Consider the following 26,028-nt stretch of genomic DNA (forward strand, 5'->3'; position numbering starts at 1 on the left):
AATCACCATGTTTACAGAAGCTCATGTAGAGACCCCTAGTCACAATACAACTAACACTGTCAGCGCGAAAAAAGACACTCTGGCTTCGCTCAACGCGGCAATTGCCCGCGCTCAGGAAAAATTAATCAGCCTGCAGAACCCTAATGGTTATTGGGTGTTTGAATTGGAAGCCGATTGCACCATTCCAGCCGAATACATCATGATGATGCATTATCTGGATGATATTAATGTCGAGCTGCAGGCCAAAATTGCCGTGTATTTGCGCAAACGCCAGTCTGCCGATGGCAGCTACCCGCTGTTTACCGGCGGCCCCGGTGAAATCAGCTGTAGTGTCAAAGTTTATTACGCCCTGAAAATGGCCGGCGACTCGGTTGATGCCCCGCACATGGTTAATCTGCGCAACTGGATACTCGGCCAGGGCGGTGCGGCACGCGCTAATGTTTTCACCAGAATTGCCCTGGCAATTTTTGAGCAATTGCCTTGGCGTGGTGTACCTTACATCCCTGTGGAAATCATGCTGTTCCCCAGTTGGTTTCCGTTTCATCTGGATAAAGTATCCTACTGGTCTCGTACCGTGATGGTACCTTTGTTTATTCTGTGTACCTTACAGGCCAAAGCCAAGAATCCGCATAAAGTCAGTATCCTGGAATTATTTGTCGTGCACCCGGATCAGGAGCAGCATTATTTTCCAGAACGCACCTTATTGAATAAAGTCTTTTTAGGTCTGGATAAATTGGGTCGCGTCACTCGCCCCCTGATTCCGCACAAAATGCATAAGCTCGCGGTGCAAAAAGCCGTGGACTGGTTTTCAGAACGTTTAAACGGCGAAGATGGCCTGGGAGGTATTTTCCCGGCTATGGTCAATGCCTATGAAGCTTTGCTGCTGGTAGGCTATCCGGCGGATCACCCGCAGGTGGTGACTGCCCGTAAGGCCATCGATAAGCTGCTGGTTATTAAAGAAGATGAGGCTTATTGCCAACCTTGTCTGTCGCCGGTATGGGATACCGCTCTGGCGGCCTTGGCGATCCAGGAAGTGGATAAAACCGCCAATCAGGCCAGTTTGAATTTGGCTTATGATTGGTTGAAAAGTGTACAGCTGTCCGACGAACCCGGCGACTGGCGGATACGCCAGCCTGAGCTGGCTGGTGGCGGCTGGGCGTTTCAATTTGCCAACCCGCATTATCCCGATGTGGATGATACCGCCGTGGTGGGTTTTGCCATGGCCGACTCGGAATTAAGCAATCTTGACGAGTCTATCCATAGAGCAACCCGCTGGATAGCCGGCATGCAGTCCAAAAACGGTGGATATGGCGCATTTGATGTCGATAATACCTATTATTATCTGAACGAAATCCCGTTTGCCGATCACGGCGCTTTGCTGGACCCGCCTACGGTTGATGTCAGCGCCCGTTGTGCGATGCTGATGGCGCGTGTTGCCGAAAATCATCAGGAATATCTGCCGGCCTTACAACGCACCATCGATTATATTCGCAGTGAACAGGAAGCTGATGGTTCCTGGTTTGGCCGCTGGGGTACCAATTACATCTATGGTACCTGGTCTGCCCTATTGGGACTGGAGCAAACCAATGTGCCGAAAACAGATCCGATGTACGCTAAAGCTGCAAAATGGTTAAAAAGCGTTCAGCGCGAAGACGGCGGCTGGGGCGAAGATAATTTGAGCTACCACGACGACCAAGCTTACCGGGGTCGCTATCATTTCAGTACCGCTTTTCAGACCGCCTGGGCAGTTTTGGGCCTGATCGCCGCCGGCGAAGTTAACAGTACTGAAGTAAAAGCCGGGATTAATTTTCTACTGCGTACCCAACAAGTGGATGGCGTCTGGGAAGACAAATGCTTTACCGCACCGGGTTTTCCGCGGGTGTTTTATTTAAAATATCATGGTTATGACAAGTTTTTCCCGTTATGGGCATTAGCTAGATATCGCAATGAGCTAAATAAAGGTGCCTAATCGTTTTGATGCAGCGCAGGCTGCTGCAACGCGCCCATTGCTGGGCATCGTAGTGGCTTTGCCGGAAGAAGTGGCAACTTTGACCAAACGTAAATTGGTCAAAGGTGAATGCGTGGCGATTGCCGAAAACATCCTGCTCGGCTTTGCCGGTGCCGGAGGGCTTAATGCACAACAAACCGCTCAGTCACTGCTTAGTAAAGGCGCAACGGCATTAATCAGCTGGGGTTGTGCTGCCGGCTTGGCGCCTAACTTAAAACCCGGCGATTTACTGTTAGCCACTCAGGTACAGTCTGCCCAGGCGTCGGCTTATCCGGTAAATGCCGATTGGCTGGCGCATCTGCACAGCGTGCTGGCCACAGATTTACCGGTAGTTTCAGGTACTTTGCTGGAAAGCACCCGCATAGTGGCGGCCAGTACCGACAAACAAACTCTGTATAAACAAACCGGTGCAGTGGCCTTGGATATGGAAAGCGCTGCTGTATTTGCAGTGGGGCATAGCGCCGGCATTCCCTGTCTGGCGATACGGGCCATTGCTGATCCAGTGACGCTGGATTTACCCAAAGCAGTAGTAGTGGCCTTAAATGCCGATGGTAAGATTGAATTGGGCAAATTGTTGTATTTCCTGTTAAGCCATCCCTGGGAAATTCCGGCTTTGATAAAACTGGGTTTAAATTTTAACGCTGCCGGTAAAACACTTAAATCGGTCGCTAAACAACTGGATAATCTGTTCAGTTTTGCCCATCAGGCTTATATATAGGCATAAACGGACTCATCAGATGTTATCGGCCATAAATTTTTTAATACGGTTTTCACCCTGCCTGCTTGTGAATAGCCTCTGCGGCTCACTTGCAGTGTTGATTTAGTGGCATCTCGTCAATTCGAAATCACATACGAGGTATTTCATGTCTTTTAGTATTTCCGATCTTTTTTCTCAGCATTTCGATAGTAAATTCGATTTGCATGAGCAATATCTCAATAACCAGATGGTGCGGGTATTGAGAACTATCGGTTATGACAGAAATTATAAACGAGCCTTGGGTCAATATCTTTATGATCAGGAAGGTAACGAATATCTGGATTTATTAAGCGGTTTTGGCGTATTTGCAGTTGGGCGTAATCATCCCACCGTTATCAGCGCCTTACAGGAAACGCTGACCCTGGAACTGCCTAATCTGGTGCAGATGGATGTGTCCCTGCTCAGCGGCTTGCTGGCTAAAGAAATCCTGGCGACCACTCCGGATAATCTGGATAAAATGTTTTTCTGTAATTCCGGTACTGAAGCGGTGGAAGCGGCGATCAAATTTGCCCGTTACACCACCAAACGCACCAAAATTTTGTATTGCGAACATGGCTATCATGGCCTGACCATGGGTTCGCTGGCGTTGAATGGCGAGGAAATTTTCCGTGAAGGTTTTGGCCCGATGTTACCGGATTGCGCGGCAATACCGTTTAACGATCTGGTGGCGCTGGAACAAGCCCTGAGCAGTAAAGATGTGGCCGCGTTTATTGTCGAGCCTATCCAGGGTAAAGGCGTTAACGTGCCAGACGATAATTATTTTCCGGAAGTTGAACGCCTGTGTAAAAAATACGGCACCCTGTTTGTGGCTGACGAAGTTCAAACCGGTATCGGTCGTACCGGTAAATTCTGGGCTGTTGAACACTGGCAGGTCAAGCCCGACATGATCTTGATGGCCAAAGCCCTATCCGGCGGTTTTGTGCCGGTGGGTGGCGTGGCGATGACCAGCAAAATAATGGACACCGTTTTCAACCGCATGGATAGGGCTGTTGTGCATGGCTCCACTTTTTCCAAAAACAATATGGCTATGGCGGCTGGTTTGGCAACGCTGGAAGTATTGCGCACCGAAAACCTGATCCAAAACGCCGCAAAAGTCGGTGAAGACATTATCGGCACGATTAATGCCAGTGCCGGCCAGTATGAGTTTCTTAAAGAAGCGCGTGGTAAAGGCTTGATGATAGCCATCGAATTCCAGTCACCGAAAAGCCTGTCCCTGAAAGCGGCCTGGGCCATGCTGGAAGCCGCCAATAAAGGTCTGTTCTGCCAAATGATTACCATACCGCTGTTCAAAGAACACCGGGTGCTCAGTCAAGTGGCCGGGCACGGTATGAATGTCGTCAAACTGCTGCCGCCTTTGAATCTAACACCAAAAGACCGCGATTGGGTTATTGGTGCCTTGGATAAAACTATCGCCGATACCCACCAGGTAACCGGTTCCATTTGGACGCTCGGCAAAAATCTTGCCGGACATGCTCTCAAAAATAGGAAGTAAGTTAATCCTATGCAATTTTTAAAATATTTTACTTTGATCGGCTTATTGCTGGCCGCTAATACCGCTTACAGTCATGCGGTGGTGACCCATAATTCCTTAAAACTGAAACCGGTACCCGTTAATCAGGCCAGCCAAGTTGAATTGTCATTCAACTCCAAAGTCGAGCTGGATTTATCCGAAGTTTTTCTGGTTAGTCTGGGCGATAAAATGCAAGTAATCAATGCCAAGCCGGGGGCAAATCCCGGTAAAGTGATATTGGATCTGCCCGCTTTGCCACCTGGAGAATACGCGATTAAACTTAAAATATTTGCCGCGGACGGTCATCTGAGTGAGGATCTGCTGCGCTTTTTTGTTCGTACCAGTACGAAGTGAATTTTATGGAAGGTATTGCCAACTATTTAGATTCCCTGATCGGCGGTATTGATCTGGCCTTTTTTTCCATGGCTATCGGCGGGTTGTTTTGGAGCCTGTTTGTGCTGCGTCCTTGGCGCAAAGCAGAGGTTCATTACAATAATGCGCTGATTGATAAAACTGTGGATTTGATTTATTTCGGCAGCAAGGCCCTGGTATTAACCCAGCTGGTTAAAATCGGCCTGAAAATATGGCTGATGGTTGCTACTTTGGGTAAATCGCCATTCCCGGCTATTTTTAATACCTTGCAGTTCCAGGCCGGAATCCTGCGCGCCGGTTTTGCATTTGGTCTGGTGTTATTCATCAAACACAGCCTGAAACATAATACCCGCTCCAAATTGCATTGGTTACTGGCTATCGCCATTATCATCCCTTTGATGATATGCGCTGCCTGGCTGGTGCATGGTGCCAGCCGTCTGGAAGACCGCGAATTTCTGATGAGTCTGACTGTCATCCATCAGGCGGCAGCCGCCGTTTGGGTGGGTGGGGTCATGCAAATTCTGGCCTTGTGGCGTTTGAAAAAACAAAATGCCATAGCCATAGAATTATGGCCCATGCTGCTTAACCGCTTTACTTTCTTAGGCATAGCCGCAGTAGCCATTTTACTGGCGTCCGGCACACCGCTGGCATGGTATTACATTCGGACTTTCCAGGGCTTTATCGGTGCCGGCTACGGCAATTTGTTAACCGTGAAAATCTTAATGATGGGCCTGGCGCTGTTTTTTGCCTGGTTAAATCATCGCACGGTTAAACAATATTTCGTCAGCCACAGCATGTATGCCCTAACCACCCGGGTGCCTTATTATCTGGAAGTAGAAATCCTGATTTTGCTGACCATATTATTTACCGCCGCCAGCCTGGCTTCCCAGCCGCCGGCCGTTGATATTCCGCATCTGACCGCAACCTGGCAGGAAGTGCTGAACATGTTTGCGCCCAGAGTGCCGCGCTGGGAATCGCCCACCCATGAGGCACTGCTGGCCGGTGAGGCAGGCCGGGTGGCGATAGTGGGCCAGATACCGTCAGAAGCCGCAACCGCCTGGTCTGATTACAACCATAATATTGCCGGCATATTCTTAACGGTAATGAGTTTTTTTGCCATGCTGTCATTCTCCAACCGGTTTCGTTGGGCGCGGTTTTGGCCGGTGGGCTTTATGTTGCTGGGTATTTTTCTGTTCTTCCGCAGCGATGCAGAAAGTTGGCCGCTGGGACCGCTGGGTTTTTGGGAAAGCACTTTTAACAACGGCGAAATTCTGCAACACCGCATCGCTACGCTGCTGGTATTTGTGTTGGGTCTAATGGAAATTCGGGCCCGGCTTAACGGCAATAAAGGCGTTTTGCCTTATGTTTTTCCGTTGTTGGCGGCATTTGGCGGCATGATGCTGCTGGCCCATTCTCATGTCGGCTTTGAGGCTAAAAGCGCGTTTCTGATTCAGGTGGGTCACACCTTGATGGGCGTGTTTTCTCTGATTTTAGCCTGTGGCCGCTGGCTGGAACTCAAGCTTGATTCACCCGGCAAAAATATTGCCGGTTTTATTTCGGTGTTCGCCTTGTTCCAAATAGGCGTCATTCTGATGTTCTATCGTGAACCCCTCTACTGATTATGAACCTGACTAACGATTACCCTTTATTAAAAGACATTCATAGCCCTGCCGACGTCCGCAGCTTACCGAAAGAAAGCCTGAAGGCTTTATCCGATGAAGTGCGCGCTTACCTGACTCATACAGTCAGTATTTCCGGTGGGCATTTCTCCGCCGGTTTAGGTACAGTGGAGCTGACTGTGGCTTTGCATTATGTATTTGATACGCCAACCGACCAATTGGTATGGGATGTAGGGCATCAGGCTTATCCGCATAAGATTTTAACCGGACGCAAAGATCGTATGCCGACTATTCGTACCCTGGGCGGGGTATCGGCATTCCCCAGCCGCGCCGAGAGCGAATACGATGCCTTTGGCGTAGGTCATTCCAGCACATCCATCAGTGCGGCGTTGGGCATGGCCATCGCCAGCCAGTTGCGCGGCGAAGATAAAAAAATGGTTGCCATCATCGGTGACGGCAGTATTACCGGCGGTATGGCATTTGAAGCCATGAACCATGCCGGTGATGTGAACGCTAATCTGCTGGTGATCTTGAACGATAACGACATGTCAATTTCACCGCCGGTTGGCGCGATGAATAATTATTTGACTAAGGTGCTGTCCAGCAAACTGTACTCTTCCGTACGCGAAGAAAGTAAGAAAGCCCTGAGCAGAATGCCCAGCGTCTGGGAACTGGCGCGTAAAACCGAAGAACACGTCAAAGGCATGATCGTGCCCGGTACTTTGTTTGAAGAATTGGGCTTTAACTACTTTGGCCCGATAGACGGCCATGATGTCGATGTGCTGGTCTCCACCCTGGAAAACCTTAAAGATTTAACCGGACCGGTGTTTCTGCATGTAGTCACCAAAAAAGGTAAAGGTTATGCCCCGGCAGAAAAAGACCCATTGGCCTATCACGGCGTACCGGCTTTTGACCCCACCCAGGATAGCCTGCCCAAATCCGGCAGCTCAACACATCCAACCTATACCGAAGTATTCAGCCATTGGTTGTGCGATATGGCAGAACAGGATGAACGCCTGTTAGGTATTACCCCGGCCATGCGTGAAGGTTCCGGCCTGGTGGAGTTTTCCCGCCGCTACCCCAAACGCTATTTTGACGTGGCAATCGCCGAACAACACGCCGTTACCTTAGCGGCTGGTCAAGCCTGCCAAGGCGGTAAACCGGTCGTAGCGATTTATTCCACTTTTTTACAACGCGGCTATGACCAGTTGATTCACGATGTGGCTTTGCAAAATCTGGATGTGCTGTTTGCCCTGGATCGCGGTGGTCTGGTTGGTCCCGATGGCCCAACTCATGCCGGCAGCTTTGATTACAGCTACTTGCGTTGCATACCCAATATGCTGATCATGGCTCCGGCCGATGAAAACGAATGCCGGCAAATGTTAAGCACCGGCTTTTATCATCCCGGCCCGGCTTCCGTGCGTTATCCACGCGGCAAAGGCCCAGGCGCCGTCATCGATAAAGCTTTAACAACCCTGCCGATCGGCAAGGCGGAAATCAGACATCAGGGCGGTCGTCTGGCCATCCTGGCCTGGGGTTCCATGGTGGCACCATCAGTTGAAGTAGGTAAAAAACTGGGAGCAACTGTAGTCAATATGCGCTTTGTCAAACCCCTGGATGCAGACCTGATCCTGGAGTTGGCCAAAAGCCACGACGCGTTTGTCACCGTGGAAGAAAACGTGATTGCCGGAGGCGCAGGCAGTGCCGTCAATGAATTTTTGCAAGCCCAGTCAATTTTGATGCCGGTGCTGAATATCGGTTTGCCGGATGCCTTTATTGAACAGGGCAGCAGGGAAGAATTATTGGCCTTAAGCGGCCTGGATGTCGCCGGTATTTTGGCCAAAATTGAAAAAGTATTGGCCTGAAACTACTCAGCACTGACCACGCCATTATCAGGGATAATGGCGTGGTCATACTCTTAGCCACAACCAAGTAATTCTTGTCGTAATTTTGACAAAATTTTTATGTATAGTTTGATAATATCGGTCAAACTGTCGTTCAGCTCTGTAAACGGGTTAAACTTAAGCTATGTTTGTGTTAATGGTTGATTTGGGCTTAAGCCGTTGCGACCATTGTAAAATCAGCCCTAACCCTTGTTTGCTTAAGGCTACGCGGTGTATCCCTCGATTCCACTGCGTTGCATCGAGGCTACGGGCCGCCAACTAGCCGATTTTCTTGCTATAAACAACGCAAAACAGCAACAGTAGCCTTTTCAAAGTTGGAGCTGGATAGTTGGCTTAAGATGAGGACAGTTTTTAAGCAAAAAACCGGGTAATTATTCTTTGTAAGGTCGCTGATCTTTTTAGACAAGTGCTTAGCGTGGAATGGAATGATGCGCTGTACTGCGTTTAGCACATCCTACGAGCACCTTTTAAATTTTAAAAGAGATAATTGGACGCTGAGTAGTTACAAATCTGGCCGCAAAGTTAAGCCAAATCTGAACGTAGCCTCAAGAAACGCAGTGTGCGAGGGTTTCGAAACCAGATTCCAGCTAACGGCATCTAGAATGGTTACCCTGAATATCAATTGCGGAGCTGTCTGTCTCTTGTCATAAATCTTCAAACTGTATTGGGTCACCGTGCTTTTTTCTGCCTGCCATTCAAGCTATCGCATCCTGCCTTTTGAATCCAGTCTGTTCAAATGGCGGCCTGACATCACGCCATCATTAAAAGGTCTAATCCTGAGTTGCACCCTGATCTTTCTGTGGTTATGTCATGGCAACGCCCAGGCCGAATCGGCCGAGCCATCCGCACGGGACGATGGTTACGACTTAATGCAATATCTGGCCGACAAAGGCTTGCATGATATTCATCACGAACGCTGGAATCTGTATGGGCAAATGACTTTTATCAACAGCTGGAAAAGCGCCTTTCCGGCCCAATACACCAATTTCAACGACAGCGGCAACTCATTATTACCGGGCCAGGAACGCAGCTTTACCGGCACCGCCACCTTATACTTTGGCGCCAAGCTGTGGAATGGCGGCGAGTTTTATTTTGCCCCGGAAGTTATATCCGAACGCGCCTTATCTGGACTCAAAGGTTTGGGTAGCGTGATCCAAAACTTTGAACTGCAAAAATCCGGCACCCAGGAACCGTCTTATTATGTCTCCAGAATGTTTTTTAAACATACCTGGGGCTTTGGCGGCAGCGAGCAAACCGTGGTGTCGGACCCCATGCAATTGGGCACGACTGAGGACAGCCGCCGCTTTGTGTTAAGAGCCGGTAACTTTAGTATTCTGGATTTTTTTGACAAAAACAGCTATTCCGGCGATTTGCGCAGACAATTTAACAACATGGCATTTTTAAGCTATGCAGCTTACGACTTTGCTGCCGATGCCAGAGGCTATAGCTGGGGCGTGGTAGCTGAATTTGATTATGACAACTGGTCGTACAAATTTGGCCACATGCTGGCACCCAGAAACCCCAATCAGCTGGCTTTGGATATCGAACCGTTCAAATACTTTGGCCAGCAAATCGAAGTGGAACACCGCCATGTGCTGCTGGACGACCAGCCCGGCGCTATCAGGATACTGGGTTATCGTAATCAGGAAAATATGGGCAGCTTCAGCGATGCCATTGCCGCCTTTAACACCAACCCTGCCGATAACGCCACCGCTTGTACCGGTTTTAATTACGGCTCCAACAATGCCAGTGCGCCGGATTTATGCTGGGCGCGGAAAATGAATGTCAAAATGGGTATCGGCTTGAATCTGGAACAGCAACTGTTTGACGATGTCGGCTTGTTCTTCAGAGGCATGTATTCGGACGGCAAAACCGAGGTTTATTCCTACACCTCCACCGATCAATCCATTTCCTTGGGTTCTTTGATTAAAGGCACCCGCTGGGGCCGCCGCAAAGACACGGTCGGCATAGGCTACGCCCAGGGCTGGCTGTCCAAATCTCATATTCAATACCTGAGTATGGGCGGTATTGATGGTTTTATCGGCGACGGTAAAATTACTTACAGTCCTGAGCAAGTGGTTGATATCTTCTACAGCTACAACGTTTGGAATACCATCTGGCTAACCGCAGACTACCAACACATTGCCAACCCTGCCTATAACGCCGCCCGCGGCCCGGTGGATATTTTTGGCGCCAGAATTCACGTCGAGTTTTAGTGCCAAATTGCGCTCAGCAACTCATGAATCAGGTGTTGGGGTGGTTACAAGGCCATGAACCGATAATCAGGTGAAATCAACGGGCGGTTGGTTATTATGCTGCACGCTCGATGCCCTATGCCAATGTTAAGATTGATCAAAAGCATATCCAAGACTTATTAATGATGAAATTGCTGTCGGGTATGTGGGATTCAATCCGCAACTGATTAGTTAGTTGGGTAATAAGCCAAGCTAAAACGATATTCAAACAGAGCCCGGGCCGAATTTATTGGCTAAGATTACGGCGATCAAGAATTATTTTCAGATGCCCAATTGATAAGGTAATCTGGCTTCGGGGTAATCGCCTATAAACGGCGAAAAAATCAGTCCATTGTTTCTTAATAAGCTGTTTACCATGGTCTGGCTTACCTGAAAATGTTCTGTCGCGTCGTCAATTGCTGATTCCGAATAGTCATGCCCTAAAAAATCCTGCAGGGCTTCGATAGGGCAAAGAAATTCAGCGGCAAACGCACGTTGATATTTTTGCCGGGAAGTAGATAAATCGGTACTTGTTAACCATTGCTGGCGTTTATTTTCGGTCAAGATATAGTCGCCGAGCAGACGTGCCAATTCAAAACGCTTGGCTAGCGGGTGTGCTTTGCGGGGTACGAATTTAAATTGGTTATTGCTACCTGGAATGCCAATAGCAGCGTTGTTACGTGCAACAGGCGTCCAGGCATCTACTTGCGCGGAGGATAGCCCCAATAAGCCGTAAAGCTGCTGGTTGTCTATCACGCCATGCTTATTACTTAGCGATTGGCGTAATTCACGCGCAACTTCAACTGCACGTTGCCAAGGGACACCTGTTGTGGATTTGGCATTTTTTAGCACCGGTGTGTTCGGTGTACCAGTCAGGCCGGGGCTACCAATAATTTCCGCAATGACATTAAGTGATGAATTAGTGCTGGTTCTGCCATATACCGGCGCTAACTCGGAAAGCGCTGCTGTGCCAATTTGTCGTTCCAGCGCTTGTGCCTTGATCATCAATTCTTCGGAACACTCATCCGGATCGTAACCTAGTTCAGCTTCAAGTCGACGGTAATTAAAACTTTGCGGATCGGCGCGCTCTGCCTTTATCAACTGCCAAAGATTCCACAAATCGGTATTTCGGCTGCCAACGGCATCAAGGCGATCCAGAACAGAGATAATAAAATTTTCCACGCCATGTTGAAAATCAGCTAATTTTATGGACGCGGGTCTATCCAATCCATTTAGATAACGGAGAGATTGCTGGGCATTGGCATTGGAAGGAATCGCCCAAATTTGCATGAATTGGCAATCTGATGCGAATAAAGCCTTGGGCCAGACAAAACCATAATTGGCAGCGCCGATTTCATGGGCCATGCGCCAGTCTAGAGCAGGGTTTACCCCATGAGCCGGTAAAGGCTCAAAATTGAGCCTCCACCAGGAAACTGCCAACCACATGGCAAGCGGGTAAGCCGATACCAGTGCCGAGTCACGAATTGTCTTGGCCCAAATGTCTTCATTCTGCATCAGGTTGACATCGCCAACATGCAACGCCAGATTGGCCATCGTGTGGAAAACTTCTGGAATGTCCTGCCCGGCAGATGCCCATTCGTGGCTAAACTTAAATATAGTCATTTAGGTGTTCCATAGCCGAATTATTTCCTTAGCCAGAGGGTCTGATTCCGTCATCGGGTAGCCGTGATAAGTGCCGGTTTCCGGGTTCTCAAGCTATGCTTCCAAAGCATCTCCGTTATTGGTAACAGACCAAATATTTTGGGGCCAAGCGCCGTTAAATCGTTCACTGATCAGTCCGCGGCGTAAGCCGGACTGGAGGTATTGGAGGGCGATTTTTCTGGAAAAGATATTAACCGCATCACACAGTGATTTTCCTGGTCTAGCACCGCTGGGTGATATAAGTCCAAAATCGCCTGGATTCTTTTTGTGCTCCGGATTCCCACCATAGCGTACCTGATCTGCCAATTTTGCACATTGTTGCAATTCGATATCAGTCAATTCTTTGATTTTACGCTTGTGATTGAATTGATTGTATCTTCTTATCATTTTTTACTCGAATATGCTTTTGCTATAAATCAAGATGCCAGTAAGCAATTTTTGATAAAGTTTAGTAACTTGAACTATACCAGACATCTGCGATAGTCAAAAACGACTTTCACAGGGGATATTGCATGCTATCTATAGGGGGCAAGTTGGTCGTCGGCTACATAAGCCTTGATCGAGTATGGTTATGGGAGTAAAAAATTGGCATTGATACTGATTAAAGACATTTTGCATTTGGCTGCGTAAAAACAAGGTTTGCCTTGATCCTTAGCCAACTAACGATTTGTAAAAACTCTGACTTTATCTGACTGATTTTGCACAGATAAAATAATTCAATATAGTAACTATCCGGTTTGCTATTATGTGATCATGACAGATAGCCACTCCGAACCACAATTCTGCTTCGACAGGTGCACAGCGTTTTAATGAAGCTCTACCTACCCTACGAACATGATGTAACAATTGAGGGTTTTCCTTCAATAAAGCTATCGCAGCATTGGTATCCAGTAAATAAGCCATTAGTCTAACGAGTTACGGCTTGTATCTATGCCCAAATCAGCGTCAAAGATATCATCCGGAAAATCTTTACTTAAACCACCAGCTAAAGCCGTGAGAAAAGCCTCTGTATCGTTTTCAATTTTTGTTACCGGTCTAATCAGCGAATAACGCTGCTCCAGAAATTCTATGAAATCCAGAACTTCCCGTGCGGCGTTATCTGGGAGATTTAAACTGTGCTGATAGATGGTTTCCGCTAAGTTCATGGATTACTCCTTGTTTTTATAGTGATTCTTCCATAAGCTTAGCCGATTTGCAATAATTAGAGCCAGAGCACACATACCGAAAAAGGAATCAGCCGAACTACATCTAATGGCAGACATGGGAATGGCGACTATTATGAAGCCTTTACGGAAAGAAATTTGCCTACTTTTGTGCAAGTGGTGAATTGGGCTGCAATTCCGGCAGCGTTTCATGATGAATAGCTGTCAGGTACAGGTATATGGAGATTCAATAAAAAGGCTATCCGGTTTGTTATTATTCTGCCATAACAATGCTCTTGACGGATAGTTAAAAAATTAAACGAACTACACTTCGATGACGGACTGGCTGGAATTTGCTGGGCGCTTAATCCTCCCCTAATCAGAAGGCCTATCCTTTGCTTATTCAACGGGAAATGCGTAATTTAGAGGTTTATGCATTTGCTGGATAGCAATGTTTGCTCAAAGAGAATGAATATGCGTTATACAGATCAATTTATTGCGAAAAAACTGTCAAGTCTTGTCTTTTGCCTTTGGCAAAAGACAAGACTTGACTCCATAGGTTTGTAGGTTTGCACCCCCCATTACCAATCATGAAAAACCCAATCATTTACGCCCTAGACTTCGACGGCGTGATCTGCGACAGCGCCATCGAAACCGGCATTTCCGGCTGGAAAGCCGCTACCCAAATTTGGCCGGATATGCCGGTGGACGCACCTACGGAAATGGTCGAGCTGTTTCGTCAGGCCAGACCTATTATCGAAACCGGCTATGAAGCGATTCTTGCCATGCGCAGCCTTTATTTGGGTGCTACGGTGGACAGTCTTTATCAGGGTTGTGCTGAGCAATTTCAAGCGTTGATGCAGGAGGCGCAGGTTGACAGTGCCCAGTTGAAAAAATTATTTGGTGACACCCGAGATTTGTGGATTGCCGCTGACAAAGCCGGCTGGATTGGGCAGAATCCGCTGTATGCGGGGGTGGTGGAGAAACTGGCCCGGCTTAATCAGCATAGTGACTGGTATGTGGTGACGACCAAGCAGGAGCGGTTTGTGAGGATGATCCTTAGTGGTGCCGGTATTGAATTGGCTGATGAGCGTATTTTTGGCCTTGACCGCAATTTGAGCAAAATTGAGGTGTTGAAGATATTACAAGATCGCCATCCTGAGCAGGCTTTGCATTTTTACGAAGACCGGTTACCGACTTTGTTAAAAGTGGCGCAGCAGGCGGAATTGGCGAACGTGGAGTTATTGTTTGCTGCCTGGGGTTATAACGGCGCTGCCGAGCAGGCTGAGGCTGTTGCTGCGGGTTTTAAGCTGGTGCAATTGGGTGAGTTTTTGGTTTAAGCGGTGGTGATGGTTGTTTGGTATTAATTATGGTATTTGTGTAATTGAGGTATTGGCGGCCTACAACCTCGATTCCGCGTTGCTGCATCGAGGCTACGGTAGCTTTTTTTGCAGATTGTGGCCTTGATGTAACGTAGTGGGATGGAGGGGGTTAACAGGGTGGCTTTTTTAAGCAAATATGGCTGTGATTGTTAACGGCGGTGTTACGGTGTTGTTGCTGGTATTGGCGGCCTACAACCTCGATTCCGCTTTGCTGCATCGAGGCTAGGTTGGTTTTACGTTGGTTTTTTGTTAATCCCCTGCCCGGCCTATTCCGCTATAATCGCCACCCTGTTGGTACTAAGTGATATACACACCGGATGACTATGCAAATTCAGGCTACGCTGCAAAAACTGCTTAATAAACAAGATCTCGATACTGCGGAAATGCGCGGTATTATGCAAGCCATGATGAGCGGTGAATTAACGGCTGCTCAGATTGCCGGTCTGTTGATTGCGCTGCGTTGTAAAGGTGAAAGTGTAGCGGAAATTGCAGCTGCGGTGAGTGTGATGCGGGAGCTGGCTCAGCGGGTGGATATTCTGGGTGAGCATGTGATTGATACCTGCGGCACTGGCGGTGATGGTGCCAATACTTTTAATATTTCCACTGCAGCGGCCTTTGTGGTGGCTGCAGCGGGCGGTAAGGTGGCCAAGCATGGTAACCGTTCGGTATCCAGCAGTTGCGGCAGTGCTGATGTGCTGGAGGCGGCTGGTGTGGACTTGAGTATGTCGGTTGATCAGGTGGAGCGTTGTATTAACAGCATAGGCGTGGGTTTTTTGTTTGCCGCCAATCATCACAGTGCGGTGCGGCATACGGTGGGACCGCGTAAGGAAATGGGGGTTAGAACCCTGTTTAATCTGATTGGGCCGCTGTCTAATCCAGCTCAAGCCAAACATCAGCTGATTGGGGTTTTTGACAGTCAATGGCTGCGACCGGTGGCTGAGGTGTTGAAACAATTGGGCAGTCAGCATGTGCTGGTGGTGCATGCCGATGATGGCCTGGATGAAATCAGCATCGCTGCGCCCACGCAGGTTGCCGAATTGAAGAATGGGGAAATCAGCTGTTATACGCTGACGCCGGAGCAGTTTGGTTTTACCCGCAGCAGTCTGGCCAGTTTGGCGATTGCTAATGCTCAGGCCAGTTTGGCGATTATTCATGGGGTGTTGGACAATCAGCCCGGCCCGGCTCGAGATATTGTGGCGCTGAATGCCGGTGCGGCCATATACGCGGCAGATTTGACCGACAGCTTGCAGGCCGGGGTGTTAAAAGCGTTGGAAGTATTGGAAAATGGCTTGGCTAAACAAAAGTTGCGAGCTTTGACGGATTATGCGAAGGCTTATGCAGATAGCCAATTAAAATCAATTGGGTGATGAGAGGTGTTGTGGTTGTGGTCGGGTTGCGATTGATGCTTTTAAAGATATCTGTTGCGGAAAAGCCTACATCCTCGATTCCGCTTTGCTGCATCGAGGCTACGATTCATAGCCCAATGGATGTGTGACTTATAAGGCTGGGTTGTGGTCGCGATTGATGCGATGGACTTTGTTTAACTATTTCTATGATAGTTGGTACTGGTAAAGTTGTTTGTTGCGGAAAAGCCTACGTCCTCGATTCCGCTTTGCTGCATCGAGGCTACGATTCATAGCCCAATGGATGTGTGAGTTATAGGGCTGGGTTGTGGTCGCGATTGATGCGGTGGACTTTGTTTAACTATTTCTATGGTAGTTGGTGCTGGTAAAGTTGTTTGTTGCGGAAAAGCCTATGTACTCGATTCATAGCCTAATTGATGTGTGACTTATAGGTGCGGGGCTGTGTTTAGCACATCGTAGGTTTTTGTAGCAAAGAAAATGCAACCACCACTCTTGGGGTGGTGGTTGAAATGCCGGTTACGCGGCCTGAATAGGGATGGCGTGACGAGAATGGGTTATGTTGTTGTTGCCATCAAAATAAACCAGTGTCGGTTTGTAGTTTTTTAGTTCCTTCTCATCCAGACTGGCGAATGCGCAAACAATAATCAGATCGCCAGGGCAAGCTAAACGTGCGGCTGCGCCATTGATGGAAAATATCCCTGAGTTTTCTTCGGCTCTAATCGCGTACGTGGTAAAGCGTTGACCGTTGTTAATGTTGTAAATATGGATTTGCTCGTATTCCCGTATCCCTGAAAAATCTAAAATTTTGCTGTCAATCGCACAGGAACCTTCGTAATCCAGTTCGGAATGAGTCACACGCGCCCGGTGCAACTTGGCTTTAAGCATGTTTATGTGCATGGTAAACAACGTTCTATACTAGGGTTGGGGATTATGCCTTAAATCGCGGTTGCTATCAAATTTAAGCATGTCAAAATGCCAAAAAACTACGGTTTTATGACAAAACACAGCTAATTGGCCTGATTATCAGGCTAATGGTCTGGAAAAGCAGATATTATCGATCAAACGAGTGTTACCTAGTTTGGCTGCCAACAATATCACCAGATTATTGTCCTCAGCGCCGGCCGCCAGCAAGTCGCTGCTGCGGCAAACGTTGAAATATTCTACCTTAAACCCGGTTTGTTGCAGTATTTGCCATTGAATGGCGACGATAGTTTGAAAATCAAGGTTGCCGGCCAAAATTTCGCTACGTGCTGCCAATAATGCCTGATACAGCTTGGGTGCCAATTGCCTTTGCGCCTGATCCAGATAGCCGTTGCGTGAGCTCATGGCCAGACCATCGGCCTCTCTGACTGTTGCTACACCCTGTATTTCCACGGGTATGTTCAGGTCGGCTATCATGCGGCGGATTATGGTTAACTGTTGAAAATCCTTTTCTCCCAGTAACAGCAAATCCGGCTGTACCATATTCAGCAGTTTGCACACCACCAGTGCCACTCCATCAAAATGACCGGGGCGGCTGGCGCCACAATGCATGTCTGACAAATTTTGTACGCTAATCCGGGTTTGTGCCGGTTGCGGATACATTTCGGTTTCTGCCGGTAAAAACAGCAGATCGGCTCCGTTTTCCAGCAAGGCGGCCTGATCCTGCTGTTCGGTACGCGGATAACAGTTAAAATCTTCAGTTGGGCCGAACTGGGTGGGATTAACAAAAATACTAACTACCACTTTATCAGCTTTTTGCTTGGCGGTGGTTACCAGCTGTATATGCCCGGCATGCAGATTACCCATAGTGGGTACAAACGCGATGCTGTGTCCGGCTTGTCGCCATTGGCGGATACAGGCTCGCAAGGCTTTAATGGTGGAAATGGTTTGCATAAGCTCAGTAACAGTGTTCCGGACCGGGAAATTGTTGTGATTTAACCGCTTGATGATAACTGCGCACCGCTGCGTCTATGCCAGCAGCGGTTTCAATAAAATTTTTGGAAAATCTGGGCCGGTTGCCGATGCTGATATTCAGCATATCGTATAACACCAACACTTGACCATCACAAGCCGCTCCCGCACCTATTCCGATTACTGGAATACTGAGCTGTTGGGTGATTTGCGCTGCCAGGGCCGCCGGAATACATTCCAGAACCAGACAATCGGCACCCGCCTGTTGTATAGCCAGCGCATCTGCAAGCAGCTGTTGGGCTTGCCCGGCATCCCGACCCTGTACTTTGTAACCTCCGGCCCGGTTGACGGATTGCGGCAACAACCCCAGATGACCGCAGACCGGAATACCTTGCGCGACCAAAAAACTGATGATTTCCAGTTTAGGCCCTTCCAGCTTGACCATTTGCGCGGCACCGGCCTGGGTTAAGCGCGCCGCGTTATGTAATGCCTGTTCTGGGGTGGCATAGCTGGCAAAAGGCAGGTCTGTGACCACAAATGCGCGTTTTCTGGCTGCGGCCACGATACGGCTGTGATAGACCATATCATCCACGGTTACCGGTAAGGTGCTGTGATGGCCTTGCACGACCATGCCCAGCGAATCGCCGACCAGTATCATATCAATTCCGGCCTGATCCAGCACTGTGCTGAAGCTGGCATCATAAGCGGTGAGGCAGCTGATTTTTTCACCCCGCTGTTTCATGGCTTTTAAATCAGGGATGGTCAGGGTTTTGGCGCTTTCGGCATACAAATTCATGCTGCCAGCCTCTGCATGCCCTCGGCAGACGGGCCGCTTGCCAATAACTGCTGCAGACTGCCTTTGCCGGGAACCAGCAATTCCGTGCCGGCAATATCGGCCAGCGGGTAAAGTACAAAAGCCCGGTTCACCAGTTCCGGATGCGGCACCTGCAAATCGGGCAGATCGATAATCTGGTCGGCATAGAGCAAAATATCCAGATCCAGGGTTCTGGCTCCCCAGCGCACACTACGCAGGCGGCCGTGGGCGTTTTCTATCTGTTGCAGCTGGCGGAGTAAATCCAGGGCCGGCAAGCGGGTGCCGATATGCATCACGGCATTAATATAGTCCGGCTGATCTTGCGGGCCTACCGGTTGGCTTTGATAAAGCGGTGAGAAGGCGATTTCGACCACATCCGGCAGTTGGGCGATATCAAGCCGGGCCTGATTGACTTGCTGCAAGGGGTTTTCCAGATTACTGCCCAGCCCGATAAACGCAGGCAGGTATGAAGTCGGCAAGCTCATTCCACATCGGCCTGTTTGGCTTTGCTGCGGTAGCGGCTGGATTTACGTCTGGTTTTGCCCGAGGCATTTTTGGGCGGGGCGGTCATTTTTTGGCGTTGTTCATCGTCACCGTCCTGAAAACGTGTCCACCACGTTACCAGTTGCGGATCGGCACCGCCGGTTTCGGCGCGCAGCGCCAGAAAGTCATAAGCCGCCCGGAATTTGGGCTGTTCCAGTAGCCGGTAGGGTCTGGAACCGGTGGTTTTGCTGAATTTGTTTTGCAAAAACCAGACATCGCGCATGGCCTGGGTAATGTGGCGGGGCATGGCGGTGATTTTAATCTGGTTGTTTAAAATCTCATTCGCGGCATTCTGATAGGCTATGGTTTCATTTTCGCCGCGATCAAGCTGTTTTTTTACGGCGATCTGTAATGGCTCCCAGAGCATGGCGGCCAATAAAAAATAAGGCGTGAGGCTTTTGCCATCGGCAAAGCGCCGGTCGGAGTTTTCCAGGGCTTTGATTAAGAACAGGCGGGGAAAGTCATGTTCCAGGGTTTCCAGGCATTTATCCGAAGCGGGAAACAGGATGGCAAACAGGCCGTAATGTCTGAGCATTTCGAAGGTTTGCAAGCCGTAGCCGGCCAGAAACAGCTTGAGGGCTTCGTCGTAAAGCCGGGCCGAGGGTATACTTTTTAATAGCTCGGCATATTCATGTATGGGTTGTTCGGTATCGGGATGCAGGGTAAAACCCAATTTAACGGCAAAGCGAATGGCGCGTAACATGCGTACCGGATCTTCCCGGTAACGAATGGCCGGATCGCCGATCAGGCGTAAAATGCCGGCCTGATGATCCAGCATGCCGCCGGTGTAATCCACCACGGAAAAGTCGCGGATATTGTAGTACAGGGCATTGACGGTAAAGTCGCGCCGCCAGACATCCTGTTCCAGGGTGCCGAACACATTGTCGCGCAGCAGCCGGCCATCTTCATGCACGACGTGCTGATCGGCTTCATCCGGTTCGGAACCGCGAAAGGTGGCGACTTCGATAATTTCCCGGCCAAAAAATACATGAGCCAAGCGGAAGCGTCTGCCGATAATCCGGCAATTGCGAAAAATCTGTTTAACCTGCTCCGGGCTGGCATTGGTTGCCACATCAAAATCTTTAGGCTCGCGGCCCAACAGTAAGTCGCGGACGCAACCGCCAACCAGATAGGCTTCAAAATTAGCTTTTTTTAGTCGCAACAGTACCTTCAACGCATTTTCGCTGATTTGCGAACGGGAAATGCAGTGTTCGGGGCGCGGATAAATCTTTACTAGCGGGGCGGCCGGTTTTACCTGCTCGGCAGGGGTAAAGATTTTTTTAAAAAAACTTAAAATGACGATATTCCTTTGGTTGTTTTTAGTTTGCTTGCATCTGTAAAGGCCAGGATTACAGGGAGTTGAGGCGGCATACGCCTAATAATACCGCCAAGTTTAGACGGAATGCGCAAATTTTGCGAATTTTAAGCCATACCAGGCAAACTGCTCAGACACAACTATACTTTACTTATCATACCATCTAGCCGGTTTTCAGCTCAATCAAGCCCACCTTTCACAATCTAGGCTGATATAGTAAAATTATGCGGTAGCATAAATTGCTAAAGGTGTGTCATTGTACATAAGAACAAAACCGTCATTGTCTCAGGCATGGCAAATGGCGATCAATTAAAGATGCTTGGGGGGGATTTATGTTTAATAAAGTTTTGAATGCTTTAATCGACCAACCTTTGTTTACCAGTCTGTTTGCCGCCGACTTTTTGGTTTTGGTATTCCACAGACCACCGTTTCTGTTTTCTATTCTGATGGAAGGCGCTTTGGTGGGCATGAGTATGTATTTGGGCCAAAAGCTCGAATTATTTAATAAGTAATTGCGGCAGAAAGCACGAAATCATGCCAAAAAACCCGGCGTACTGCTAGTTGGTACGCCGGGTTTTTTACGCCGACTGGGGGCTATTGGTTACGACGCGCTGTTGTTGCTGGCTGTGTTGTTTCTGTCCACCAGTTTGGCCTTGCCTTTTAATGGCGGTGAGGCGTTTGCTCCAGACCAGTTTATTTATCCGGTTTATTTGCTGCTGGTCGGCTTTTTGTTTTACGGCTGGTTCTGGACTCACGGTGGCCAAACTCTGGGCTTACGGGCCTGGAAAATGCAGTTGCTGAGCTTTGACGGTGAATCGGTGAGCTGGCGGCAGGCTTTGATCCGGTTTGGCGCCGCCATCCTGTCCTGGGCCTGTCTGGGTCTGGGTCTGATGTGGTGTGTTATCGATCCGCAAGGCTTATGCTGGCATGATCATTTGTCCAAAACCCGGCTGCACAAGGTAGAACGAGAAAAGGCCTGATCAGGCCGGGGGATATGATATATTTGCGGCTCACCTCAATCTACTCGCTCGTTCGGGAGAACTCAATGAAAACAATAACAACACTTATATCCCTGCTTGCACTCCTGTCGGCGTTTGCCGCTCACGCCGATGTTAAACTTGAAGATAACAGCAAGATTTTGGGCAAATGGAAAGTCACTGCCGAATCGCTGGGACTGGAAAAGAATAAAAAACTGCTCAATGTGAGCTGGGATTTTCAAAAAGACGGCACGCTGATGACCAAGGGCGAAGATACGCTGGGTCGTACCAGTGAAATGGATATCGCCGTTAAATATTTTGTGGAAAACGGTGTGGTGCGCAAACAAACCAGCCCAGGCCGGGAAAAATATGAAACTTGTACTGCGGTGGAACTTAGCCATACTGACCTGATTTTGAAATGTACTAATCTTTATTTTTTCCTGACCCGCAAATAATGCTGTTTGCCAAGGTGCAGCAAGTTGTTGTGACTTTGTACCACCTAACCCCCCTTTTTCAAAGGGGGGGAACTGGATAGTTAGTCTGGGTAAGGTTGCTGGTCTTTTAAACCAGTACTTGGCTTCGAATGATGCGCTTCACTATCGTTCAGCACATCCTACTAACACTTGTGCTTTAAAGAGATATTTGGACGCTTAATAGTTACAACGGGTATCAACTTTTAACGCAAACATGGCTTTATAACAGCCCGATCAACTTACCTTTAAAATTGCGATTACGGCGCCTAAAAACATCAGCAGACTAGGGGCAATGGCCACCAGCATGGGATTAAGGCCGTAGACAAGCCCCATGTGTCCGGCAATTTTGTCGAAAATGTTAAACAGCATACCGATCACCACGCCCAGCATGATCCGGCCACCGGTATTGGTGCCCCGGCCTATGCCGATCACAAACGGCGCTGAAATCATCAGCATTACAAATGTCACCAGCGGATTAATCAGGCGGCTCCAAAAAGCCAGTTCATAGATTTGAGATTTTTGGCTATTGCTTTTTAGAAAGTCGATGTACATATATAAATCGTACAGGGACAGGTTATCGGAATCCACCACGGTGACTTTCAACAAATCCGCATCGATAGAGGATTCCCAAATTTGGCTGTCCTGCACCGCCGCGGAAACTTGTTGGTAGCCTTCATCCAGCTCTGAGTGCTTAACCCCATCCAGGCGCCATTGATTGTTGCCCAAAAAGGTGGCATGTTCGGCATGAGTCATTTTCTGCAGCTTATGCTGGGCACTAATATCATATATGCGCACATTGGCCAGGGTGCCGTCATCCAGTATTTTCCGTACGTTGATAAAACGGTTGCCCTCGCGCAGCCACATGCCGTATTGGGTATGCATGATGACGCCATCGGTTTCGTTCTGGGTGGTATTGCGCAATACCTGGGCAGCGCGTTCACTGTCCGGGGCTATGTATTCGCCTATCAACACTGATATTACTACCAGCACCAATCCGGCCAGCATGATGGTGCGGATGACCCATAGGGTGGATAATCCGGTGGCCCGCATGGCCACTATTTCGCGATGATTGGCCATTGCCCCCACAACGAATAGGCTGCCCAATAAAGCGGCAGACGGCATTAGCTCGTAAATCATGCGCGGGGTGGTTAAGGCCAGATATAAAAACAGCTCTTTCAGGCCGTATGTGCCTTTACCCAAAAACACCAGTTGGTCGCTAAAGGTAAATAAATGAAACAGGGTGAGCAGTATCAATAAGGCTATGGCGGCCCCTTTGATGACTTCGAGCATTATGTAGCGGGTTAATACTCCCATGTTAATATCCTTTTTGCCAATGTTGCAGCAGCCACTGCCAGCCGTATGTGCGGAACAGCAGTATCAGGCCCAGACTCAGCAGCAGCAAGTCAGCCCAGAAGTAGCCCAGCCAGCCGGGTATCTTGTCGGCAACTACCCAGCTGTGATTGACTCTTTGCAGATTTGAATAAGCAAAATATATGGCAAAGGCTACCAGCAAGTTGCCGTAAACACCGCCGCGCGGTGAAAGTTTGGCTAAGGGTACGGCCAAGAATCCCAGAAAGATGGTGCTGAACGGTCCGCTGAGTCTATCCTGCATTTCTGCCATATCCTGTAAGTTGGAGGATGACCAGATTTGCTGACTTTTAACCGCATGACTGCCAACCACCAGGGCGCTGGATTTTTTTTCTATCAATACGGCATATTCGGCAAAGGTTTCTATGGTAAATTCTTTGTCGCCGGGTGCGCCCAGTATGCGTTCTCCGTGTTCCAGAATTAGATATAAACCACCTTCCAGGTTATCCAGCCGGCCATATTCAGCATTAACCACCCCCGTTTTGCCGGACTGTTTATTTTGCAAGAAAACATGATGCATTTTGCCGTCGTCATCAACACTTTCTGTATAAAAGATTAGTTCACCACCACTGTATTCACTAAACCGGCCGGCGGAAATACTGCGAATATCGGCTGTTTCGTTATCAAAGTGCATCAATTTTTGGCCTTGTAATTCTGCCCAGGGCCCGGCATATAATGAAAGCCAGCCGGAAAACAGGCTGAGCGGCACCAATACCCAAAACACGCCGCGATAAATGGTGAGCATGCCGCCGCCTGCTGAAGCTATGGCGGCAATTTCCTGTTCACGGTACATGCGTCCCAATACCATCAGGATGGCCATGAATAAGGCGGTGGGTAGAAAGGCGGTGGTGACCAGTATAGTTTTCAGGCCGATCAAATGCATGACGGTTTGATTGGAAATGCTGCCATCCACGGCTTGTGCCAGTACCCGGATAAATTTTTGGCTGACGATGATAAAAACCAGTACCGCCAAAACAGCACTTGCTGTCTTGAGCAGATCTACAATTATCATACGGTCCAGTACTGTTATAAAGCGAAAAGGACGGCCTGGGCCAGGTATGTTTCGTTCTATGCTCAACAACTCACTCCTGATTTTCTAAGGTATAATTGGCCTCAAGCGCCTGTTAACCGGCGTCATCAAACTTTGCGACATTTTAAAGGCCTCTGTCATTATGGACTATTCTATAGAAAGCTTATCCTTAGACAAACTACAAAGCGATTGTCTGTTGGTTGGTCTCTACGAAAACCAGCAATTAAGTCCATTGGCTACCGAACTGGACAAGTTGAGTTTAGGCTTGCTGAGCCGTTTGATCAGCCGTGGGGACATTAAGGGTAAAAACGCGGAAACGCTGTTAATTAATAATGTGGGTCTGGATAACATTCAGCGCATTGTGCTGGTTGGTTTCGGCAGTGCCGGTAAAGTGACCCGCAAGCTGTACCGCAAAGCGCTTGCTGCGGCAATTAAAACGGTTAAAGACAGTAAAGTCAAAGCTGCCACTGCGGCACTGCTGGATATTACTGTGGAAAATGCCGACTCGCAGTGGCAGGCCCGGCAAATTGTGGAAGTTTTTCAGGATGGCGTTTATTTGTACGCCACTACTAAAAAAATTGACGATAAAGTTGCTTTGCAGCAATTGAGTATCTATGCCGATGCCAGTCAGACATCTCTGGCCCAAACCGGTCTGCAGCAGGGTATTGCCATTGCCAGTGGTGTTGAGCTAGCCAAACAATTGGCCGATTTGCCGGGTAATATCTGCACACCTACTTATCTGGCCGATCAAGCACTGCAATTGGCCGCCCAACACGACAAACTCAGTTGTGAAATTCTGGAAGAGAGCGATATGCAGGCACTGGGCATGGGGGCTTTTCTGTCGGTTTCGCGCGGCAGCCGCCAACCTGCCAAGTTGATCAGCCTGTTTTATCAGGGTGATGAAGCCAGTGTAAAGCCTATTGTGCTGATCGGTAAAGGTTTAACCTTTGACGCCGGTGGTATTTCTTTAAAGCCCGGTCTGGGCATGGATGAAATGAAATACGATATGTGCGGCGGCGCCAGTGTGCTAGGCCTGCTGCGCATGGCCACGCTGCTTAATCTGAAACTGAATATTGTCGGCCTGGTGCCCTCTTCAGAAAACCTGCCGGATGGTGATGCCAATAAACCCGGCGATATTTTGTACAGTATGGCCGGTAAAACGATTGAAGTATTGAACACGGATGCCGAAGGCCGTTTGATATTGTGCGACACCATGACTTATGCCAAAAAATTTAATCCTGATGTGGTTATCGACATGGCAACCCTGACCGGTGCCTGCATTGTGGCCTTGGGCCGGGTGCCTAGCGGTTTGTTTGGCAACGACGACAAGCTGTGCTCGGATTTGCTGAGCGCCGGCGATACGGCTTGTGACAGTTTGTGGCGCATGCCGATCTGGGAAGAATATCTGGAACAGCTGAAATCCAATTTTGCCGATCTGGCCAATATTGGCGGCCCGGACGGCGGCAGTATTACGGCGGCCTGCTTTTTGTCCAAGTTTGCCGAGGATTTCCGCTGGGCGCATCTGGACATCGCCGGCACGGCCTGGCGCAGTGGGGCAAACAAAGGTGCTACCGGCCGGCCAGTGCCGGTTATCAGTCAATACTTGCTGGATAGAGCCGCCGGCTGAACCGGTGTCGGCGCTTGTTGCCGCATTAAGCTGG

23 protein-coding genes are annotated in these 26,028 nt (G+C 48.9%); 13 read left to right on the top strand and 10 right to left on the bottom strand.

Annotated features, from left to right (window positions below; all coding sequences use genetic code 11):
* Nucleotides 1-7: 7 nt before the first annotated feature.
* The 7 genes from shc (at nt 8) to KEF85_RS15880 (ending at nt 10,386) form a co-directional block, all read left to right on the top strand.
* A complete protein-coding gene (gene shc, locus KEF85_RS15850) occupies nt 8-1,969 on the top strand; it encodes a squalene--hopene cyclase (protein WP_215582208.1) in 1,962 nt (653 codons plus the stop codon).
* On the top strand, nt 1,962-2,726 hold the full coding sequence (locus KEF85_RS15855) for a phosphorylase family protein (RefSeq protein WP_246534984.1): 765 nt from the start codon (nt 1,962-1,964) through the stop codon (nt 2,724-2,726). The genes shc and KEF85_RS15855 overlap by 8 nt, the downstream gene beginning before the upstream one ends.
* Nucleotides 2,727-2,871: 145 nt before the next feature.
* Complete coding sequence (locus tag KEF85_RS15860) at nt 2,872-4,257, top strand: aspartate aminotransferase family protein (RefSeq protein ID WP_215582211.1); 1,386 nt, start codon at nt 2,872-2,874, stop codon at nt 4,255-4,257.
* 9 nt (nt 4,258-4,266) lie between these two features.
* Nucleotides 4,267-4,629 (top strand): copper resistance CopC family protein, encoded by a 363-nt coding sequence (locus tag KEF85_RS15865; RefSeq protein ID WP_215582212.1) that lies wholly within the window; start codon nt 4,267-4,269, stop codon nt 4,627-4,629.
* A gap of 5 nt (nt 4,630-4,634) precedes the next feature.
* Entirely contained in the window at nt 4,635-6,266 is a 1,632-nt protein-coding gene (locus tag KEF85_RS15870) for a copper resistance D family protein (RefSeq protein ID WP_215585205.1), read from the top strand.
* Nucleotides 6,267-6,268: 2 nt separating this feature from the next.
* Nucleotides 6,269-8,131, top strand: a complete 1,863-nt coding sequence (gene dxs / locus KEF85_RS15875) for a 1-deoxy-D-xylulose-5-phosphate synthase (RefSeq protein ID WP_215582213.1) — start codon at nt 6,269-6,271, stop codon at nt 8,129-8,131.
* 713 nt (nt 8,132-8,844) lie between these two features.
* The gene (locus KEF85_RS15880) at nt 8,845-10,386 is read left to right on the top strand and encodes a carbohydrate porin (protein WP_246534985.1); all 1,542 of its coding nucleotides are present in this window, start codon (nt 8,845-8,847) and stop codon (nt 10,384-10,386) included.
* Nucleotides 10,387-10,686: 300 nt separating this feature from the next.
* Here KEF85_RS15880 and KEF85_RS15885 read toward each other — a convergent pair whose 3' ends face one another.
* From KEF85_RS15885 to KEF85_RS15895, 3 genes are all read right to left on the bottom strand, one after another.
* Nucleotides 10,687-12,027: an ImmA/IrrE family metallo-endopeptidase gene (locus KEF85_RS15885; protein WP_215582214.1), complete on the bottom strand. Its 1,341-nt coding sequence runs from the start codon at nt 12,025-12,027 to the stop codon at nt 10,687-10,689.
* A 93-nt stretch (nt 12,028-12,120) separates the two neighbouring features.
* On the bottom strand, nt 12,121-12,405 hold the full coding sequence (locus KEF85_RS15890) for a hypothetical protein (RefSeq protein ID WP_215582215.1): 285 nt from the start codon (nt 12,403-12,405) through the stop codon (nt 12,121-12,123).
* 563 nt (nt 12,406-12,968) lie between these two features.
* Nucleotides 12,969-13,211 carry a DUF2281 domain-containing protein gene (locus KEF85_RS15895; protein WP_215582216.1) on the bottom strand — a complete coding sequence of 81 codons (243 nt, stop codon included), beginning with the start codon at nt 13,209-13,211 and terminating at the stop codon, nt 12,969-12,971.
* Nucleotides 13,212-13,798: 587 nt separating this feature from the next.
* On the opposite strand from KEF85_RS15895, the gene KEF85_RS15900 reads away from it, so the two are divergent.
* Complete coding sequence (locus KEF85_RS15900) at nt 13,799-14,548, top strand: HAD family hydrolase (RefSeq protein WP_215582217.1); 750 nt, start codon at nt 13,799-13,801, stop codon at nt 14,546-14,548.
* A gap of 365 nt (nt 14,549-14,913) precedes the next feature.
* Entirely contained in the window at nt 14,914-15,957 is a 1,044-nt protein-coding gene (trpD, locus tag KEF85_RS15905; RefSeq protein ID WP_215585208.1) for an anthranilate phosphoribosyltransferase, read from the top strand.
* Nucleotides 15,958-16,470: 513 nt separating this feature from the next.
* On the opposite strand, the gene panD is transcribed toward trpD, so the two are convergent.
* The 5 genes from panD to pcnB all read right to left on the bottom strand — a co-directional run bounded on the left by panD (nt 16,471) and on the right by pcnB (nt 20,378).
* Nucleotides 16,471-16,851, bottom strand: coding sequence for an aspartate 1-decarboxylase (panD, locus tag KEF85_RS15910; protein WP_215582218.1), 381 nt, complete (start codon nt 16,849-16,851; stop codon nt 16,471-16,473).
* Nucleotides 16,852-16,977: 126 nt separating this feature from the next.
* Entirely contained in the window at nt 16,978-17,829 is an 852-nt protein-coding gene (gene panC / locus KEF85_RS15915) for a pantoate--beta-alanine ligase (protein ID WP_215582219.1), read from the bottom strand.
* Nucleotides 17,830-17,833: 4 nt separating this feature from the next.
* Entirely contained in the window at nt 17,834-18,643 is an 810-nt protein-coding gene (gene panB / locus KEF85_RS15920; RefSeq protein ID WP_215582220.1) for a 3-methyl-2-oxobutanoate hydroxymethyltransferase, read from the bottom strand.
* Nucleotides 18,640-19,146: a 2-amino-4-hydroxy-6-hydroxymethyldihydropteridine diphosphokinase gene (gene folK, locus KEF85_RS15925; protein WP_215582221.1), complete on the bottom strand. Its 507-nt coding sequence runs from the start codon at nt 19,144-19,146 to the stop codon at nt 18,640-18,642. Before folK ends, panB begins: the two co-directional genes overlap by 4 nt.
* Nucleotides 19,143-20,378 carry a polynucleotide adenylyltransferase PcnB gene (pcnB, locus tag KEF85_RS15930; RefSeq protein WP_425515580.1) on the bottom strand — a complete coding sequence of 412 codons (1,236 nt, stop codon included), beginning with the start codon at nt 20,376-20,378 and terminating at the stop codon, nt 19,143-19,145. The genes folK and pcnB overlap by 4 nt, the downstream gene beginning before the upstream one ends.
* 473 nt (nt 20,379-20,851) lie before the next feature.
* On the opposite strand from pcnB, the gene KEF85_RS15935 reads away from it, so the two are divergent.
* The 3 genes from KEF85_RS15935 to KEF85_RS15945 all read left to right on the top strand — a co-directional run bounded on the left by KEF85_RS15935 (nt 20,852) and on the right by KEF85_RS15945 (nt 21,951).
* Complete coding sequence (locus tag KEF85_RS15935; protein WP_215582222.1) at nt 20,852-21,031, top strand: hypothetical protein; 180 nt, start codon at nt 20,852-20,854, stop codon at nt 21,029-21,031.
* On the top strand, nt 21,032-21,499 hold the full coding sequence (locus tag KEF85_RS15940; RefSeq protein ID WP_215582223.1) for an RDD family protein: 468 nt from the start codon (nt 21,032-21,034) through the stop codon (nt 21,497-21,499).
* A 65-nt stretch (nt 21,500-21,564) separates the two neighbouring features.
* Nucleotides 21,565-21,951: a hypothetical protein gene (locus KEF85_RS15945; RefSeq protein WP_215582224.1), complete on the top strand. Its 387-nt coding sequence runs from the start codon at nt 21,565-21,567 to the stop codon at nt 21,949-21,951.
* A gap of 252 nt (nt 21,952-22,203) precedes the next feature.
* Here KEF85_RS15945 and lptG read toward each other — a convergent pair whose 3' ends face one another.
* Both lptG and lptF read right to left on the bottom strand, forming a co-directional pair.
* Entirely contained in the window at nt 22,204-23,283 is a 1,080-nt protein-coding gene (gene lptG, locus KEF85_RS15950) for an LPS export ABC transporter permease LptG (RefSeq protein WP_215582225.1), read from the bottom strand.
* Nucleotide 23,284: 1 nt separating this feature from the next.
* Complete coding sequence (gene lptF / locus KEF85_RS15955; RefSeq protein WP_215582226.1) at nt 23,285-24,349, bottom strand: LPS export ABC transporter permease LptF; 1,065 nt, start codon at nt 24,347-24,349, stop codon at nt 23,285-23,287.
* Nucleotides 24,350-24,509: 160 nt separating this feature from the next.
* On the opposite strand from lptF, the gene KEF85_RS15960 reads away from it, so the two are divergent.
* Nucleotides 24,510-25,994: a leucyl aminopeptidase gene (locus KEF85_RS15960; RefSeq protein ID WP_215582227.1), complete on the top strand. Its 1,485-nt coding sequence runs from the start codon at nt 24,510-24,512 to the stop codon at nt 25,992-25,994.
* The last annotated feature ends 34 nt before the right edge of the window (nt 25,995-26,028 follow it).

Source organism: Methylomonas paludis, from assembly GCF_018734325.1.
Taxonomy (GTDB): domain Bacteria; phylum Pseudomonadota; class Gammaproteobacteria; order Methylococcales; family Methylomonadaceae; genus Methylomonas; species Methylomonas paludis.

Coding starts and splice junctions, on each gene's coding strand:
- KEF85_RS15870 (WP_215585205.1), top strand. CDS start 4,635: ATGGAAGGTATTGCCAACTATTTAGATTCCCTGATCGGCGGTATTGAT.
- KEF85_RS15860 (WP_215582211.1), top strand. CDS start 2,872: ATGTCTTTTAGTATTTCCGATCTTTTTTCTCAGCATTTCGATAGTAAA.
- KEF85_RS15885 (WP_215582214.1), bottom strand. CDS start 12,027: ATGACTATATTTAAGTTTAGCCACGAATGGGCATCTGCCGGGCAGGAC.
- KEF85_RS15865 (WP_215582212.1), top strand. CDS start 4,267: ATGCAATTTTTAAAATATTTTACTTTGATCGGCTTATTGCTGGCCGCT.
- panD (WP_215582218.1), bottom strand. CDS start 16,851: ATGCACATAAACATGCTTAAAGCCAAGTTGCACCGGGCGCGTGTGACT.
- KEF85_RS15895 (WP_215582216.1), bottom strand. CDS start 13,211: ATGAACTTAGCGGAAACCATCTATCAGCACAGTTTAAATCTCCCAGAT.
- KEF85_RS15935 (WP_215582222.1), top strand. CDS start 20,852: ATGTTTAATAAAGTTTTGAATGCTTTAATCGACCAACCTTTGTTTACC.
- lptF (WP_215582226.1), bottom strand. CDS start 24,349: ATGATAATTGTAGATCTGCTCAAGACAGCAAGTGCTGTTTTGGCGGTA.
- trpD (WP_215585208.1), top strand. CDS start 14,914: ATGCAAATTCAGGCTACGCTGCAAAAACTGCTTAATAAACAAGATCTC.
- KEF85_RS15960 (WP_215582227.1), top strand. CDS start 24,510: ATGGACTATTCTATAGAAAGCTTATCCTTAGACAAACTACAAAGCGAT.
- dxs (WP_215582213.1), top strand. CDS start 6,269: ATGAACCTGACTAACGATTACCCTTTATTAAAAGACATTCATAGCCCT.
- panB (WP_215582220.1), bottom strand. CDS start 18,643: ATGAATTTGTATGCCGAAAGCGCCAAAACCCTGACCATCCCTGATTTA.
- folK (WP_215582221.1), bottom strand. CDS start 19,146: ATGAGCTTGCCGACTTCATACCTGCCTGCGTTTATCGGGCTGGGCAGT.
- lptG (WP_215582225.1), bottom strand. CDS start 23,283: ATGGGAGTATTAACCCGCTACATAATGCTCGAAGTCATCAAAGGGGCC.
- KEF85_RS15900 (WP_215582217.1), top strand. CDS start 13,799: ATGAAAAACCCAATCATTTACGCCCTAGACTTCGACGGCGTGATCTGC.
- shc (WP_215582208.1), top strand. CDS start 8: ATGTTTACAGAAGCTCATGTAGAGACCCCTAGTCACAATACAACTAAC.
- panC (WP_215582219.1), bottom strand. CDS start 17,829: ATGCAAACCATTTCCACCATTAAAGCCTTGCGAGCCTGTATCCGCCAA.
- KEF85_RS15945 (WP_215582224.1), top strand. CDS start 21,565: ATGAAAACAATAACAACACTTATATCCCTGCTTGCACTCCTGTCGGCG.